Source organism: Thiobaca trueperi, from assembly GCF_004342175.1.
GTDB lineage: Bacteria > Pseudomonadota > Gammaproteobacteria > Chromatiales > Chromatiaceae > Thiobaca > Thiobaca trueperi.
Map to the genome: position 1 here is coordinate 12,110 of NZ_SMAO01000007.1, position 15,075 is coordinate 27,184.

Annotated in this window: 15 protein-coding genes; 5 read left to right on the forward strand and 10 right to left on the reverse strand. The window is 62.4% G+C overall.

The features are described 5' to 3' along the window. Positions 1-84: 84 nt before the first annotated feature. The 4 genes from EDC35_RS13230 to EDC35_RS13245 form a co-directional block, all read right to left on the reverse strand. Positions 85-2,259 carry a nitrite reductase gene (locus tag EDC35_RS13230; protein WP_132977741.1) on the reverse strand — a complete coding sequence of 725 codons (2,175 nt, stop codon included), beginning with the start codon at positions 2,257-2,259 and terminating at the stop codon, positions 85-87. Continuing rightward, a complete protein-coding gene (locus EDC35_RS13235; protein ID WP_132977742.1) occupies positions 2,256-2,879 on the reverse strand; it encodes a cytochrome b/b6 domain-containing protein in 624 nt (207 codons plus the stop codon). The genes EDC35_RS13230 and EDC35_RS13235 overlap by 4 nt, the downstream gene beginning before the upstream one ends. 244 nt (positions 2,880-3,123) lie before the next feature. Beyond that, positions 3,124-4,086, reverse strand: coding sequence for a cytochrome c3 family protein (locus EDC35_RS13240; RefSeq protein WP_243651660.1), 963 nt, complete (start codon positions 4,084-4,086; stop codon positions 3,124-3,126). Positions 4,087-4,285: 199 nt separating this feature from the next. After that, positions 4,286-4,621 (reverse strand): cupin domain-containing protein, encoded by a 336-nt coding sequence (locus tag EDC35_RS13245; protein WP_132977743.1) that lies wholly within the window; start codon positions 4,619-4,621, stop codon positions 4,286-4,288. 276 nt (positions 4,622-4,897) lie between these two features. On the opposite strand from EDC35_RS13245, the gene EDC35_RS13250 reads away from it, so the two are divergent. Together EDC35_RS13250 and EDC35_RS13255 are read left to right on the forward strand one after the other, a co-directional pair. Continuing rightward, positions 4,898-5,335: a DUF2721 domain-containing protein gene (locus EDC35_RS13250; RefSeq protein WP_132977744.1), complete on the forward strand. Its 438-nt coding sequence runs from the start codon at positions 4,898-4,900 to the stop codon at positions 5,333-5,335. Positions 5,336-5,525: 190 nt separating this feature from the next. Then, positions 5,526-6,383 carry a 23S rRNA (adenine(2030)-N(6))-methyltransferase RlmJ gene (locus EDC35_RS13255; protein ID WP_132977745.1) on the forward strand — a complete coding sequence of 286 codons (858 nt, stop codon included), beginning with the start codon at positions 5,526-5,528 and terminating at the stop codon, positions 6,381-6,383. 40 nt (positions 6,384-6,423) lie between these two features. On the opposite strand, the gene EDC35_RS13260 is transcribed toward EDC35_RS13255, so the two are convergent. From EDC35_RS13260 to EDC35_RS13285, 6 genes are all read right to left on the reverse strand, one after another. Then, entirely contained in the window at positions 6,424-6,810 is a 387-nt protein-coding gene (locus tag EDC35_RS13260; protein WP_132977746.1) for a PIN domain-containing protein, read from the reverse strand. After that, positions 6,797-7,036: a hypothetical protein gene (locus EDC35_RS13265; RefSeq protein ID WP_132977747.1), complete on the reverse strand. Its 240-nt coding sequence runs from the start codon at positions 7,034-7,036 to the stop codon at positions 6,797-6,799. Before EDC35_RS13265 ends, EDC35_RS13260 begins: the two co-directional genes overlap by 14 nt. A gap of 161 nt (positions 7,037-7,197) precedes the next feature. Beyond that, the gene (gene tilS / locus EDC35_RS13270) at positions 7,198-8,583 is read right to left on the reverse strand and encodes a tRNA lysidine(34) synthetase TilS (protein ID WP_132977748.1); all 1,386 of its coding nucleotides are present in this window, start codon (positions 8,581-8,583) and stop codon (positions 7,198-7,200) included. Between the two features lie 172 nt (positions 8,584-8,755). Next, positions 8,756-9,712, reverse strand: coding sequence for an acetyl-CoA carboxylase carboxyl transferase subunit alpha (locus tag EDC35_RS13275; RefSeq protein WP_132977749.1), 957 nt, complete (start codon positions 9,710-9,712; stop codon positions 8,756-8,758). 44 nt (positions 9,713-9,756) lie between these two features. Beyond that, complete coding sequence (locus EDC35_RS13280; RefSeq protein WP_132977750.1) at positions 9,757-10,509, reverse strand: Uma2 family endonuclease; 753 nt, start codon at positions 10,507-10,509, stop codon at positions 9,757-9,759. Positions 10,510-10,549: 40 nt separating this feature from the next. Continuing rightward, a complete protein-coding gene (locus tag EDC35_RS13285; protein WP_132977751.1) occupies positions 10,550-11,341 on the reverse strand; it encodes a metal-dependent hydrolase in 792 nt (263 codons plus the stop codon). Positions 11,342-11,705: 364 nt separating this feature from the next. Here EDC35_RS13285 and EDC35_RS13290 point away from each other — a divergent pair, with 364 nt between their 5' ends. The 3 genes from EDC35_RS13290 (at position 11,706) to EDC35_RS13300 (ending at position 15,063) form a co-directional block, all read left to right on the forward strand. After that, entirely contained in the window at positions 11,706-12,596 is an 891-nt protein-coding gene (locus EDC35_RS13290; protein WP_132977752.1) for a carbon-nitrogen hydrolase, read from the forward strand. A gap of 74 nt (positions 12,597-12,670) precedes the next feature. Then, positions 12,671-14,218 (forward strand): 2,3-bisphosphoglycerate-independent phosphoglycerate mutase, encoded by a 1,548-nt coding sequence (gpmI, locus tag EDC35_RS13295; RefSeq protein ID WP_132977753.1) that lies wholly within the window; start codon positions 12,671-12,673, stop codon positions 14,216-14,218. Between the two features lie 5 nt (positions 14,219-14,223). Further along, on the forward strand, positions 14,224-15,063 hold the full coding sequence (locus tag EDC35_RS13300) for a thymidylate synthase (protein WP_132977754.1): 840 nt from the start codon (positions 14,224-14,226) through the stop codon (positions 15,061-15,063). The last annotated feature ends 12 nt before the right edge of the window (positions 15,064-15,075 follow it).

Here is a 15,075-nt window from a genome sequence, read left to right on the forward strand (position 1 = left end):
ATTGGCGGAATAGACAGGATTAACAGGATTTTCCAGGATGGACAGGATTTCTAAATGACTGTTTTTAAATCCTGAGTCATCCTGCTAATCCTGTCCATTGACGACATCTTGGGCGGACTCAAGCCAGTCCAGATCGGTCAATTCAGCCGCGCGCGCTTCATCATAGCCCAGTGCCCGGTAATCCAGGATGCCGTCCGGTGCATGACAGTCGCGGCACGCGCGCCCGGCGCGCTGGATGCCGTGGTTGAGCATGAGTGTGCCCATCTGGCGCATCCAGCGCGGTTCGACCTGGCGCAACCGACCATCGACCAGCGGGTATTCGGCCCGCCAGCCGCCGCTGACGCCGAAATAGGACATGAACTCGTCCATCATGTAACGCTTGAAGGGTGGCTGATACATGCGTACCAGGATGGGATCCTTGAGCGCCTGGATCACCGAGGCATGGCTGTCGCCGGTCTCGTAATAACGGGTGTAATCGAAGGGCAGGATCATGGCACCGAATGGACCCTGATTGCCCATGTCCTCGTACATCATGGCGTTGAAGAGCTTGAAGGGATAGATCCGGCTCTCGCCTGCGTCCATGGCGGCACGCAGGTTGTCGCGGATCATGGCGCGGCGGCGTTCGAGCAGTTCAGGCGCAAGCTGCGACAGCGGATCGGTCGCGGCCCGGACATAGTCGTCCACATCGATCTCGGGATAGGTGCGCTGGAGTTCGACCGCCCTGGCACGGACGGCGGCGACGATCTCCGGGTCCTCGATCCGCACCAGTTGGCGCATCAGCGGATCGTAGTCGCTCCTGCCATTGGGATTGCTGCCGAGCGCGTTGGCGAGAAAGGTGCCGTTGCCGTTGAACCAGAGGAAGGTGAAGCCCTTGCCGGGCTCGCCCGAGCGGTAGATGTCGGTGGGCTCGAAGACGCCTTCCTCCGGATTCCAGGTCGGATGCACCCAGTCACGCAGCACGACGTTATTCGGCTGCAATTCACGGATATGGCAGGTCTCGCAGGCGATGCGGGCGATGTGTCCGTTGAGCAGCGCCTTGTGCTCGGATTGGTTGTGCGGCGCTTTGGAGTGGCAGGTCTCGCAGGCGACATCCTTGCCCGGCAGGTCGTTGGCGACCAGATCGACACCGAAGCGTCCGCGCGGGATCTTGTGACCCTCGGGCACATGGCAGTCGGTGCACTGGATATTGGCCGCAGCGTGAACATCGTCGGCCGGGCTGAAGGGGGTGCCGCGTTTGGCGCCCGCGTGCAGCAGACGCGGGTTGTGCTCGCCGGGCGACTGCGCGGCGACATTGTGCAGATAGACATCCCCGCCCAGATTGTGCTGATGACAGTTCAGACAGTTCCGGTTCGTGACCCGCCCGACACTGAGCGCGGCGCGCAGACTGCGGTCCTGATTCCAGCGCAGACCCACGGCATCGCGGAGCACATACCGCTGATTCATGTCGTATTCGGCGGCGTGACAGATCAGACAGTCGATGCCGGCTTTGGCGGCGTCCGGCACGTCGCCGACCGGCATCATCTTTTCGGTCGCCGGATAATAGTTGCCGCCGATGTGGCACTGACCGCAGCCCTCGCTACGGGTCACGGGTTCGCCGTGGGCCGCTTCGGGCCGGCTCTCGATCAGCGCCGCCCAGCCGGTCCAGGTGAAGCTGCCGGGGATGCCGCAGGCGCGGTTGATCTTGCCAAGCGGGATGCGCCGCTGACCGCTCGCGTTGACCTGTCGTCCATCGTAGCCAAAGGTCGAAAAGCCGGCGTCATCGCTCTGGAACTTGAAATGAACCGAGTTGACGAGGTCGTCGAGCGTATCGACCCGCGACACGCGCCCGTCGCCATGGGTGACGCGGATGGTCGCATGACACTGAAGACAGGTTTGGGGGCCGTCGTAACGGCGGATGCCAGCGTCGCGAAAATATTTGATATGCGTGGGTTCATGCCCGCGCACGAAAGAGGGCGTCTCCATCAGCATCGCGATCTTGATCTGACGCGCAAAGTCATCCTGATCGGTGCGCACGGTCGCGGCAGCGGCGCGCTGACGGGCCGCTTCGCTCAGATCGCGCGCCAGTGACTCGAATTCGGCCTGAGTCAGCGTCTGACTGTTGGGGTAGGTCAGGGTGGCGCTGACCTCGCCGACATAGCGCTTGAACAGGAAGGGATAGACGACCTGGGCGATCAGGACCAGGGTCAGCAGCAAGCCGAGACCGATGATGACTGGTCGCCGCGTCCTGATGAATGAAACGCTCGGGGTCGGTGTCGTCATGCGTCGTCACCCCGCTCCCGGTGCCAGCCGGTGAGCATGGCGCGCAGATTGGTCAGCAGCGTCTCGCCGGTGGTGATGATGTAGAGATGGACCAGCAGGAAGAGCGCCAGCAGATAGCTGGTCAGCACATGGAGCAGGGCGACGATCCACACCGCGCCGACCCCGAACAGCGTCTCGGGCAATTCGACCGAAAAGAGAAAGGACCAGCCGCTGAGGATGAGCAGCGGCATCAGCAGATACATGGCGCCCAGATAGCTGAGTTGCTGAAGCGGATTGAACTTCGCGTCCGCCGTGACCCGGAAGGGGTGGGGCGCATCGCGGAAGATGCCGCTGAGATAATAGTGTGCCTGCGCCAGCGTCCGTCCGGTCAGACCCGACCAGCGCACCCGATAGTGACGGCCATTGGCGGTGCGGAGATTGCCGATGACGAAGCCGATCCAGCCGAGCGTCAGCAGGATGCCGGCTGCGTTGTGCAGCGGCACCGCCGTCTCGAAGTCGAGCAGCCAGACGGTTCCGGCATAGTGCATGCTCACGCCCGAGACGATGAGTGCGAGGAAGAGCGCCGCATTGAGCCAGTGCCAGAGGCGCAGCCAGCGTGGATAGAGATAGAGTGCGGTCATGGTTTTGGGTGTTTTCCGGGAAGGTTTCTACCAGAGTCAAGGCTCCAAATGGACAGGATGAACAGGATTTCCCAGGATTTACAGGAGACAAGACATTGTGTTCTTGGTAGTCCCCTGTTGGGCATGTTTTTCGACAGGATTGACAGGATGTCCAAAGTGACTGTTTTACATCCTGTCAATCTTGAAAAATCCTGTGAATCCTGTCCATTGACGACCTCTCCGTGGGTAGATTGTTTTCTGGAAATCACCTGGCCCTCCGGCGATAGGTGAGATAGCGGCCCATGCCATGTGCGATGAGCGCCAGCAGGGTGAGCACCAGGATGCCGAGACTCAGTGCATCGAGCGCCGGATTGCGGCTCATGCCGACCACATAGGACTCATTGAACAGCGCTCGCGCCAGCAGTCCGCGCGGCGCCTGATCCGCCTCGGGCCGATACTGCTGGAGCCGCGTCAGCAGATCCGAATCTCTGGCATGGCAGGTGATGCAGTGACGGGCGCTGTCTGCGGCGCTCAGGATGCGGTGCGACAGCCGGCCATCTGGCGTTTCCGGTGCTGGCGTATGGCAGTCGAGACAGCGCACTGCCGCCCAGTGCATCTCGCGTTTCGGCAGCCAGACATGACTGTCGCGCAACGCATCCACGACCTTGCCGTGACAGGTCAGACAGATGGCATTGCCATCCTGAACGACCTCGACCATCGGCTTGCCCGGACGCGAGACCGCGAAGGCATGCGGGTCATGACAGGTATGACAACTGAAACGCCCGGCGCCCTTTGCGCCAGGGGCGACATGCACGCTCTGATCGTATTCGGCCTCAATCGCCTGGAAGTGATAGGTCGCGGCGTCAGGGTCGTCATCCTCATGACAGCCGACACAGCTCAAGGATTCGGGTCGCTCGCCGGCTGGATGCGGATAGCGGCGATAAGCGCGCCGATGGCACTCGGTGCAGGCCATCTCACCATGAACCGAAGTGGCGAACTGTCCCGGATTGACCGCGAGATCGACGATGTCTCCGGTCTGTCGGTCCCGATAGGCGAGCGTCGCCATCGCATGGCAGCGCAGACAGGCGCGGTTGTCGGGTGCGGCGGCGACGGCTGCGCCCGCCGCAGGAGTAAGCGCAATGGCCGTGATCGCAAACAGCAGCATGGCGGTCAGGAAACAGACATCGATCAGGCGGGTGGCACGGAACATGGGCAGGTGTAGAGACATGAGGTACTGGGGGTGTGGCCCGATTCACAGGATCAGTGTAGACGCAGTTTAAAATTTCATATTATTGAATATCTTAAACCGCGCCAGCTCCAGCCTTCATCAATTCCGCCAAGGCTGACCCAATCCCCAAACATCACATACCGCAGTGGGCGCGGTTTAACTCGATTCTGCCTTTGAATGGAGCGGATGAACAGGGTTTTCAGTCGGGGTGCAAATGGACGGCCAGCCAGAGACAGGGAGGCTGACGCGATGTCTGCATCACCCGATGCGGCGTGTGCGCAGGGATCAGGCGGTAATCGCCCGCCCTGAGCAGAATCTCTTCACCCCCGATCCACAGCCGCGCCTCGCCCTGGAGCAGACAGATCCACTCGTCCTGGGGCTGGTCATAGAGCGTCGGATCGGGCCGGTCGCTGCTGAGGATGCGCTCGATCTGGAGATTGCGCCAGCGCAGCAGATCCTCGAAGCATTCGCCCGTTTCAAGCGCAGGCAGGTTTGCAAAGAGGTTGCCGACGGTGTTGTGAGTTGGTTCAGTCATGTTAAATCGCGCCCAGAGCGATAGACGATGTTTGTGGATTCTCTGGTCACGAAGCGCCAGCTTCGTGACCTCAGCGATGAAGCTCTGCTTCACGAGACCGCTGCTTCGAGCCCTCGCCGGGATCGATCTGAGCGCGCATCCTCGGATTCGCGAAGCGGAGCTTCGCGCAAAGAGGTTGCCGACGGTGTGGTCGGTCTATCAACCTTTGCCGGATGACCGAGATCATGCCAGCATAACCGCCCATTGCCAGCCATGCCGAGCGCCCTTGATCAAACCATGACCCCCGAATCGCCCATCACCACCATTGCCCATGTCATTCAACTCTCGGTCGCGCCAGTGTTTCTACTGACTGGCATCGGCGCCATGCTGGGGGTCATGACCAGCCGTCTGGCCCGCATCGTTGACCGCGCCAGGGTATTGGAAGGTCCGAAGACCAACGATTCCACCAGCCAGGAAAAAGCTGCGGAAGAGCTCGTCAGGCTGTCGCGTCGGGCCAGGCTGATCAGTGCTTCGATCGGTCTCTGCACCCTGACCGCGCTGCTGGTGTCAGCGGTGATCGCCATCCTCTTTCTGGGCGCTTTCCTGACCTTCGATGCCGCCGTGCTGGTCGCCATGCTGTTCGTGGCGGCGATGCTGGCCTTCATCGTCGCGCTCCTGTTTTTCCTGCGCGAGGTGTTTATTGCCATCTCCGGCCTGCGCTTCGGCTACCGTTAAACGGCGCCCAGTGCCGCATGCAAGGCTGGTGCACGGTTTTTGCCCTCTCCGCTACCAATAGACGCTGTAGCTGGCGCAGTTTAAATCTTGAATTTAAAAGAAATCTAAACCGCGTCCCGCCAGTGTGCGCGATGGCCACATGATCGATACAAACCACAGAGCAATGAGTTTCACACTGGACGCAGTTTAGATGCTGAGTTATCTCCACGGCTTTCATGCCGGCAATCATGCCGATGTCTTCAAGCACGCGGTCCTGACCCTGCTGCTGGATGAACTTCTCATCAAGCCCAAGCCGCTGGCGTATCTGGACACCCACGCCGGTGCAGGCATCTACGATCTGCGCGCGGATCAGGCCAGCCAAACCGGCGAGGCAGCAGAGGGGATCGAACGTCTGTGGGCGCAGCGGGAGACATTTCCCGAACTGGCGACCTATTTCGACGCCATTACCGCGCTGAATCCCGCAGGCGGATGTGCGTGCTATCCGGGCTCACCCGAGCTTGCACGGCACGCACTGCGCGCGGATGACCGCCTGATCCTGATGGAGCTGCATCAGACTGAGGCGCAACGTCTGCGTCAGGCGCTGGGCGGCGATGCGCGAACGCACATCCATCGGCGCGACGGCTTCGAGGGTCTGCCCGCGCTCCTGCCACCTAAACCGCCGCGCGGACTGGTCCTGATCGACCCGCCCTATGAGATCAAGACCGATTACAGCCGGGTCGCCGAGATGCTCGCCACCGCCCTGGCGCGCTGGCCGAACGGGGTCTATGCCATCTGGTATCCGCGTCTGGGCGTGCGCGACCGCGCCGGGCGTCTGCTGCAACGGCTGCTCAAGACGGTCCCGGAACTGCTGCTGGCTGAACTGACGGTGCGTCCGCAGTCGGACGATTTCGGCATGCACGGTTCCGGCATGGCGCTGATCAATCCGCCCTGGCAGTTTGAGGATCGATTGACTCAGCTATTGCCGCGACTGGCTGCGACGCTGGCGAGCGGGACGCTGCCGGATCAGTCGTCCGGCTGGCGTCTCGAATGGCTGGGGCGGGCGGCTTAACCGACCTTGACGAGACTTCAAAAGAAGCGCACGGCGTGCGTTACGCTATCTGTTCGCCAGTGCGTCGAATATGCTGATGCAGTTTGCGGTCGAATGTGAAGACCTCTTGCCCTTCGATTACGTGATAGGCCCACAGCAAGGTATCTACAAAGTCGAGGGTGCTGGTGCTGTAGCATTCAAGCGCCTTGAGAAAGATTGCGGGTTTGTCCAGGCTCACAAGTTTCTCATCCAGCAAACGACTGAGCTGTTGCTGAATGTCTTGCCGCTCGACTGCATACACTTTTTGCAGAACATAGATCACTTCGCACGCCGCTTCCATCGGCAATGTCACCGTCTGTCGTTCAAGGATCTCGGCGGCCTTGGGCGAGAGTTCCGCGTGGTCGTCCAGAACATAGCGCAACACGATATTGGCATCAACGAGGCTCATGTTTTTCGCTCGCTGTCACCGGCCAGGCGTCTGGTTCCTGGGCGATCAAATCAGGCTGGGCATACTGTTTCAGGCAACCACGCAAGCTGTGACTGCTCTTGACCGGTTGAATGCTTTGCGGCGCGGGCAGGACGATAATTTCGACCTCTCGTCCCCAAAAAAGCTCGGGCAATTGGATGTGAACGGTGCCATTTTCGACGGTTTGAATCTGACGGATCGCTTCCATTGTTGATACCTAGTGTGTTGTTTTGATTGACCATTTTGCATTGCAGGTGTGTTTTATGAGTAAGGTTTTTTCCAGGTCGTGATGAATTCTTCCGGAGTCATATCACATCAGTCTGGTCGGTCAGGTTAGCTCAAAGGGCGTAACCCGACATGAACGGCACGTTAAAACCGCTGCGTTTCAGGAAGAAAACGGGGCGCGGCAACGCTAACGAAGATCCCCCATGGATGACCCTGCCAGCTCCATGTTCCCTGTGGTGCGGCGGCCGTCTCCTGCCCCCGACACAGACAGATCCCGCCAACGGCGAGCAGCGATTCGTCCGCGAAGATCAAGGGCACATAGGGCCTCAGCCAGACGGGGATGCCGGCCTCCTGAAACAGCTTTTTCAGCGGACGCGCATGACCGGCGGCGCTGGTGCGGCAGCTCAACCCGGTCTGGCCGAAACGCACCACGAGCCTTTTCGGTTCGCTCTTCCCATCGACTGCCGGATGCCAGACCAGACGGCCCAGCCCGTGTGGCAATTCAAGCGTCGCGATCGCGTCGCCGACCGACCACTGGATCTCGGTCGCGGGCGACGGTGGACAGGGTAACGGTGCGAGGACGAACAGCGCGTCGCGATAACGCCGCACCTCGCAGCCTGCCCAGGCAACCAGCGGGTTGGCGTCCGCGCGTGCGGGCAGGACTTCATCCAGAATGCGGTCGAGGTGCCGGGCATCCGGCGCGGCGAATCCGGCCTGTCTGATCCAGAGCCGCAGCGCCGCTTTCTGGAGTGCGCGATCAAGGCGCGACAGGGCGGGGATGTCGAGCGTTCCGGGACGTTCGCCGCGCAGACCGGCCAGCGTCTCGGCGGCCAGACGTTCGCTCAGTTCCGCTGCTTCGGCGCAATGGCTGGCGCTGCGCGCGAGGACGGTCGAGACCGCCGGCCAGCGTTCGCGCAGCAGCGGCAGGATACGATGACGCAGATAGTTGCGATCCAGTGCCGTTTCGCCGTTGCTGGGGTCTTCGCTCCAGTCGAGTCCCTGAGCGCGGGCATAGACCGCCAGCGCATCGCGCGTGACATCGAGCAGGGGACGCAGCAGATGACCCGCTCCCAGCGGTGCGGCGAAGGGCATCGCCGCCAGACCCTGCACGCCGCTCCCGCGCAGCAGCGCCAGCAGCAGGGTTTCGGCCTGATCGTCCCGGTTGTGGGCGGTCAGCAGCAGATCGCCCGGCCCCAGCAGATCGACGAAGGCCCGATAGCGCGCCGCACGGGCGACGGCCTCGATGCTTGCACCGGGCGGCGGTTGCAGGTTTAGACGACGGATGAGGAGCGGGATCGCGAGCGCCTCGCAACGCGACGCACAGCGCGCGGCCCAGAGGCCGGAATCCGGGTGCAGACCGTGATCGATATGGACGGCATGCAGCGCACCGGGGAGCTGCGTGCGGATGGCTGCCGCAGCGGACAGGAGCACGCTCGAATCGAGACCGCCGCTGAAGGCGATCCAGCAGCGTGGGGCAGAAGCAAAGGCGGCAAGCCTTGCCGCAAGCTGACCCGGATCGAAGCCGGACATATCGCGCTCCTTCCGGGTCCGAACGATCAAATTGAGACAGGATTAACAGGATGATTCAAGATGAACAGGATTCCAAACAGGTCATAAAAACATCCTGTCAATCCTGAAAAATCCTGTTAATCCTGTCCATTCAGGCCCGGATCATTGACACCGCACGATTTCGGAAATCGCCTTATTCCTTGAACCGCCCGTAACTCAGGATGCGCTTGTAGCGTGTGGCGACCAGATCATCCAGATCGACATCGGCGAGCGCATCGAGCCGTTCCAGCAGCACGCTCTTGAGCGTCTTGGCCATGGCGTCGGGATGGCGATGGGCACCGCCCGGCGGCTCCTTGATGACCTGATCGACCAGACCCTGTTCGAGCAGCTTCTCGGAGGTGATGGCCATCGCCTCGGCGGCAAGCTGGGCCTTGTCGGCGCTCTTCCAGAGGATGGAGGCGCAGCCCTCGGGCGAGATCACCGAGTAGGTGCTGAACTGCAACATCCCCAGCCAGTCGCCGACCCCGATCGCCAGCGCGCCGCCAGAGCCGCCTTCGCCGACCACGGTGCAGAGGATGGGGGTGCGCAGACGCGACATCTCGCGCAGATTGCGGGCGATGGCCTCGCTCTGGCCGCGTTCTTCCGCGCCCACGCCGGGATAGGCGCCGGGGGTGTCGATGAAGGTCAGGATCGGTAGCCCGAAGCGCTCGGCCATTTCCATCAGACGCAGCGCCTTGCGATAGCCCTCGGGGCGCGGCATGCCGAAGTTGCGCAGGATCTTTTCCTTGGTGTCGCGGCCTTTCTGATGGCCGATGACCATCACCGGACGGCCATCAATGCGCGCGACCCCGCCGACGATGGCACGGTCGTCGGCAAAGGCGCGGTCGCCGTGGAGTTCGTGGAATTCGTCGAAGATGCGGCGCACATAGTCGAGCAGATAGGGCCGCAGCGGATGGCGCGACAACTGCGAGATCTGCCAGGGATTGAGCGAGGAAAAGATCGACTCGGTCATCGCCATGCATTTGGTATGGAGCCGCTCGATCTCTTCCTGGATGTTGAGTTCGTTATCGTGACCGACCAGACGCAGCTCTTCGATCTTCGCCTCAAGCTCCGCGATGGGTTGTTCAAAATCGAGAAAGTTCAGGTCCATAGCACCCAGAGTCGTGATTGTCTGTTAAGAAAGATGGCGGGCGGTCAGCGCGTCCCGTCCCGCTCCAGCAACGCCTTGAGGCGTGCGATCTCGGCCTCCGCGCGCTCGGCGCGCTGCTGCGCGTCTGCCGCCGCCTGCCAGGCCGCTTCGGCATAGGTCGGCAGCAGGGTTCCGTCCGGCAGCGCCCAGCGCAGCCAGGTGCCGTCGAGACTCTGATACTCGCCCTGCCAGAGCACCAGCGTCAAACCCAGCAGTGGACTGTGCAGACGGCCCTGACCATCGGGCTCAATGGGCTGATAGAGGCCATCGGTCAGACGAAAACCCGCCCGGTCGTCCTGATTGAAGGGGTCGAACCAGAAATATTCGGGTACCCGCATCAGATCCTGATAGATCGTCTTTTTCTCGCCCTTGTCCGCCGCCGCCGTGGTGGGCGAGAGCAGTTCGATCACCACGTCCGGCGCCTTGCCCTGCTCCCACACCACCCAGCTTTTGCGCTCGCCGCGCGGCACGCCCAGCACCACAAAGACATCCGGCCCACGGAAATGCCGGCCCCGCGTCTGCTCCAGGCTGAAATAGACGAACATGTTGCCGTTCGTATAACCCTCGCCCCGCTCCTGCAACCAGCGGTCCAGGGCATCGATCAGGATGTCCATCTGCCATTTGTGGCGTTGCGTCTCCATCGGCTCTCCGTCATCGCAGGGGAGTTCATCCTGGGTCGGCGGTGTCGGCGGCATCCATTCCGGCGGATAACCCTGCGGCCAGGGATCATCAGGCAGCAGTGATTGGGCCAGGGGCATGAGATCTCTCCTCGCAATCTGACCAGCCTTGGCGGGTGGCTCAATCTAACGCAGCCGATGCCCCGAGTACAGTTTGACCCGAGCGGAGCAGGCGTTCCAGCCAGCTTTCGACCTGTGTCCAGGCGCCGTTGAGTGCTTCGCGGAACTGATCGAAGGTGCCGTGCAGATCGACCAGGGATTCCGTCTGGATCCGCTCCAGCCACATATCCGCTGGCGGCGCCAGCCACCAGAGCGCCAGGACGGCCATGAACATGACGAAGCTGCTCCAGGGACTGGCGAGACTGAATAGCTTGAGCGCCGTGCCGAATGAGCGTTTGATTTTGCGATTGAAGAGATCGACGCTGTAAAACTCATCCAGACACAGATGGGTGAGATAGCCGATGCCCACCATCAGACCCGCGAGCCAGGATAGTTCCGGCGACTGCCGCCACAGCCAGTAGGCGATATTGGTCACCGCCAGCGCCACCGCCGCGATTGCCAGCCAGGAATGCCAGATCCCGCGATGCACGGTCAGACGCGAAAAGATCTCGAAAAAGCCATAGCGCACGCTGAGAAAGACGCCGCCCCAGATCAGCGCGAGTTCCAGCGGCAGGAAGCGGCCGGTCAGCGGCAGCGTCATGATGAAGGCCAGCACCGCGCCGAGCGCGCTGAAGAGCGCATTGCTCGGTCGGGAGGTCTTGAGGTCGATATCCGGCAGCAGACTGCCGACGACACCGAGCGTGAAATAAGGCAGCGCCTGCCCCGCCTGGACCAGCCCCGCCGTATGCAGGCCAAGCGTGGTGACGGCGCTTACCAGGATGCCGACATTGAGATGCGTCTGAAAATTGGCCATGCCGGGTTGATCGATCCGAAGCGGTTCGCGCGCCGCCGTCGGCGCGGAAAGGTCGCAAGGTTACAGGATTGGCGCGACGAAGCGCAGATCGCATGAACAATGCCAGCGGAATTCTCTGGTCTCTGGTCACGAAGCTCCCGCTTCGTGACCTCAGCGATGAAGCTCTGCTTCACGAGTCCGCCTGCGCCTGGATCGATCTGGGTGCTCTCCACGGATTCGCGAAGCGGAGCTTCGTCTCGCGGGTGACGAAGCCGGAGCTTCGTCACCAGGTTCGCATCGTCACCCGGTCGAACTGGCAACTTCTTCTGACACGAAATGCACGGATAATAGCCACCCTCAATCGTCACCCACAGGTCTTCGCGTCATGTCCCGGACATCCTTGAACATTGCACTCATCCAGCAGTCCGACCAGGGCAGCGCCGCCGCCAATCTCGATGACTGCGAGGCCGCCATCCGCGCCGCCTCGATTCGCGGGTGCAATCTGGTGCTGCTGCAAGAGCTGCACAACGGTCCCTATTTCTGCCAGACCGAAGACCCCGCGCTCTTCGATCTGGCCGAGCCGATCCCCGGCCCCACCACTGAGCGTCTGAGCGGGCTGGCGCGCGAACTGGAACTGGTCATCGTCGGCTCGCTGTTCGAGCGCCGCGCGCCGGGGCTCTATCACAACACCGCCGTGGTGCTGGACAGCGACGGCTCGCTCGCCGGGATCTATCGCAAGATGCACATCCCCGACGATCCCGGCTATTACGAGAAGTTCTATTTCACCCCCGGTGATCTGGGTTTCAACCCGGTCGATACCGCCGTCGGGCGTCTTGGCGTGCTGGTGTGCTGGGATCAATGGTTCCCGGAAGCCGCCCGCCTGATGGCGCTGGCCGGCGCGCAACTGCTGCTCTATCCCACCGCCATCGGCTGGGATCCCAAGGACACCCCGGACGAACAGGCCCGTCAGCTCGACGCCTGGATCACCATCCAGCGCAGCCACGCCATCGCCAACGGACTGACCATCGCCGCCTGCAACCGTGTCGGCTTCGAGCCGGACCCGAGCGGCATCACCTCCGGCGCGCGCTTCTGGGGTAACTCGTTCATCTGCGGCCCGCAGGGTGAGATCCTGGCCCGCGCCGATGATCAATCGCCCAAGCTGCTGGTGGCCGAGGTCGATCTCGCCCGCACCGAACAGGTCCGCCGCGTCTGGCCCTTTCTGCGCGACCGGCGGATCGATGCCTATGGCGATCTGGGGCGGCGCTATCGGGATTGAGCACGCCGCGCTGCAAATATCCCGGGAAACAGGTCACAATAGTCTCTTTTGCGCCGTGCCCGAGGCTTGCAGCCATGAGTGAAACCATGAACAACGTCCCCCGCCGTCCGGTGGTCCTGATCATCCTGGACGGCGTCGGGGTGAATCCGGCCAAGGCCAACAACGCCGTCGCACTGGCCCGCACGCCGAATCTGGATCGCTATTTTTCGCATCAGCCGCATACATCCATCCAGGCGTCCGGGCTGGCGGTCGGTCTGCCGGACGGACAGATGGGCAACTCGGAGGTTGGGCACATGTCGCTCGGCTCGGGCTGCGTGGTGCGTCAGGATCTGGTGCTGATCGATCAGGCGATCAGTGATCGCGGCTTTTTTACAAATTCCGTGCTGGTGGACGCCGCCAAAGCTGCCGCCGCGCAGGGCAGACCGATTCATCTCATGGGTCTGGTGTCGGATGGCGGCGTGCACAGTCATGTCGAGCATCTCGCCGCGCTCATCCGGCTCTGTCAGGAGCAGGGCGCGCGGCCCATGGTTCATTTCTTTGCCGATGGGCGCGACACGCCGCCGCGTTCGGCGCTGAGTTATCTCAAGTGTTTCGATCAGGCGCTGGACGCCGCAGGCGGTCAGGTTGCGACGGTCTCCGGGCGCTATTACGCGATGGACCGCGACAACCGCTGGGAGCGCACCGAACTGGCGTGGCGGGCGATGGTGGATGGCGAGGGTCGCCGCGCCGCCAGCGCACGCGAGGCCATCGAAGCGGCCTATGCGGTGGGCGAGGATGACGAGTTCATCCGTCCGACCATCATCGATGGGGCCGATCTGATCCGTGACGGCGACCAGGTCATCCATATCAATTTCCGCAAGGATCGCCCGCGCCAACTGGTCTCGGCCTTCTTCCAGCCGGATTTCGACCATTTCGACCGGCGCGGCGTCAACGGGGTCAAAGTGACCTGCATGATGGAATACGATCAGTGGTACGGTCTGCCGTTCGCCTTCGATCACGACATGCCCAAGACCTCGCTCGGACAGATCCTGAGCGACGGCGGTCTGACCCAGTTCCATTGCGCCGAGACCGAGAAATACGCCCATGTCACCTTTTTCTTCAATGGGGGACGTGACGAGCCCTTCCCCGGCGAGGAACGGGCGCTGATTCCATCCCCCAAGGTCGCGACCTACGACCTGCAACCCGAGATGAGCGCGCCAGCGGTGGCCGATGCGGTGATCGAGGCCATCCAGCGCCGTACCTTTCCCTTCATCGTGGTCAATTTCGCCAATGGCGACATGGTCGGGCACACCGCCGTGCGCGAGGCGGTGATCGCCGCCGTCGAGGCGCTGGACCGCGAGGCCGGGCGGGTGATCGAGGCGGCGGTTGCGGCGGGCTATTCGGTGATCCTGACCGCCGATCATGGCAACTGCGACGAGCTGGTCGATCCGGTCACTGGCGAGCCCCACACCCAGCACAGCCTTTATCCGGTGCCCTGCCTGGTCATCGACGAAACACCCTGGAGGCTCTCCATCGGCGGCGGGATCGCGGACATTGCACCCACCGTGCTGCATCTGATGGGTCTGCCGATTCCGGATGTCATGGATGGCCGTTCGCTGCTGCTCGGCCCGGCGACGGTCTGAGCGACATGCAGGTTTATCTTGATCTGCTGCGCGATGTGATCGACACCGGCATCGACAAGGGCGACCGCACCGGCGTTGGCACGCGCTCGGTCTTCGGGCGGCAGGTCCGTTTCGATCTGCGCGCCGGCTTCCCGCTGCTGACGACCAAGCGGGTGCACATCAAAAGCGTGGTGGCGGAACTGCTGTGGTTCCTGTCCGGTTCGACCGACAACCGGGTGCTGCAAGGGCAGGGCGTCGGCATCTGGGACGAATGGGCCGCCGAAGACGGCGCGCTCGGTCCCATCTATGGCGCCCAATGGCGAAGCTGGACCTGTCCCGATGGTCGGGTGATCGATCAGCTTGCCGAGCTGATTGCGACCATCCGTGCCCGTCCCGATTCGCGTCGGCTGCTGGTCACGGCCTGGAACCCGGCGGACCTGCCGGACGAGTCGGTCAGTCCGCAGGCGAACGTGCGCGCCGGGCGCATGGCGCTCGCCCCCTGTCACTGTCTCTTTCAGTTCTACGTGAGCGATGGCCGGCTGTCCTGTCAGCTCTATCAGCGCAGCGCCGATCTCTTTCTCGGCGTGCCCTTCAACATCGCCAGCTATGCGCTGCTGACGCATCTGATCGCGCAGCAATGCGACCTGGAAGTGGGCGAGTTCGTCCACACCTTCGGCGATCTGCACCTGTACCGCAATCATCTGACGGATGACATCGTCTTTGCGCAGCTTGGACGCGAACCGCGCCCCTTGCCGACCCTGCGTCTGGCGCGCCGACCCACGAGCCTCTTCGACTATCACGCCGAGGACATCCTGATCGATGGCTATGACCCGCACCCGGCCATTCGCGCGCCGATTGCGGTTTGATTCAATTCCTGC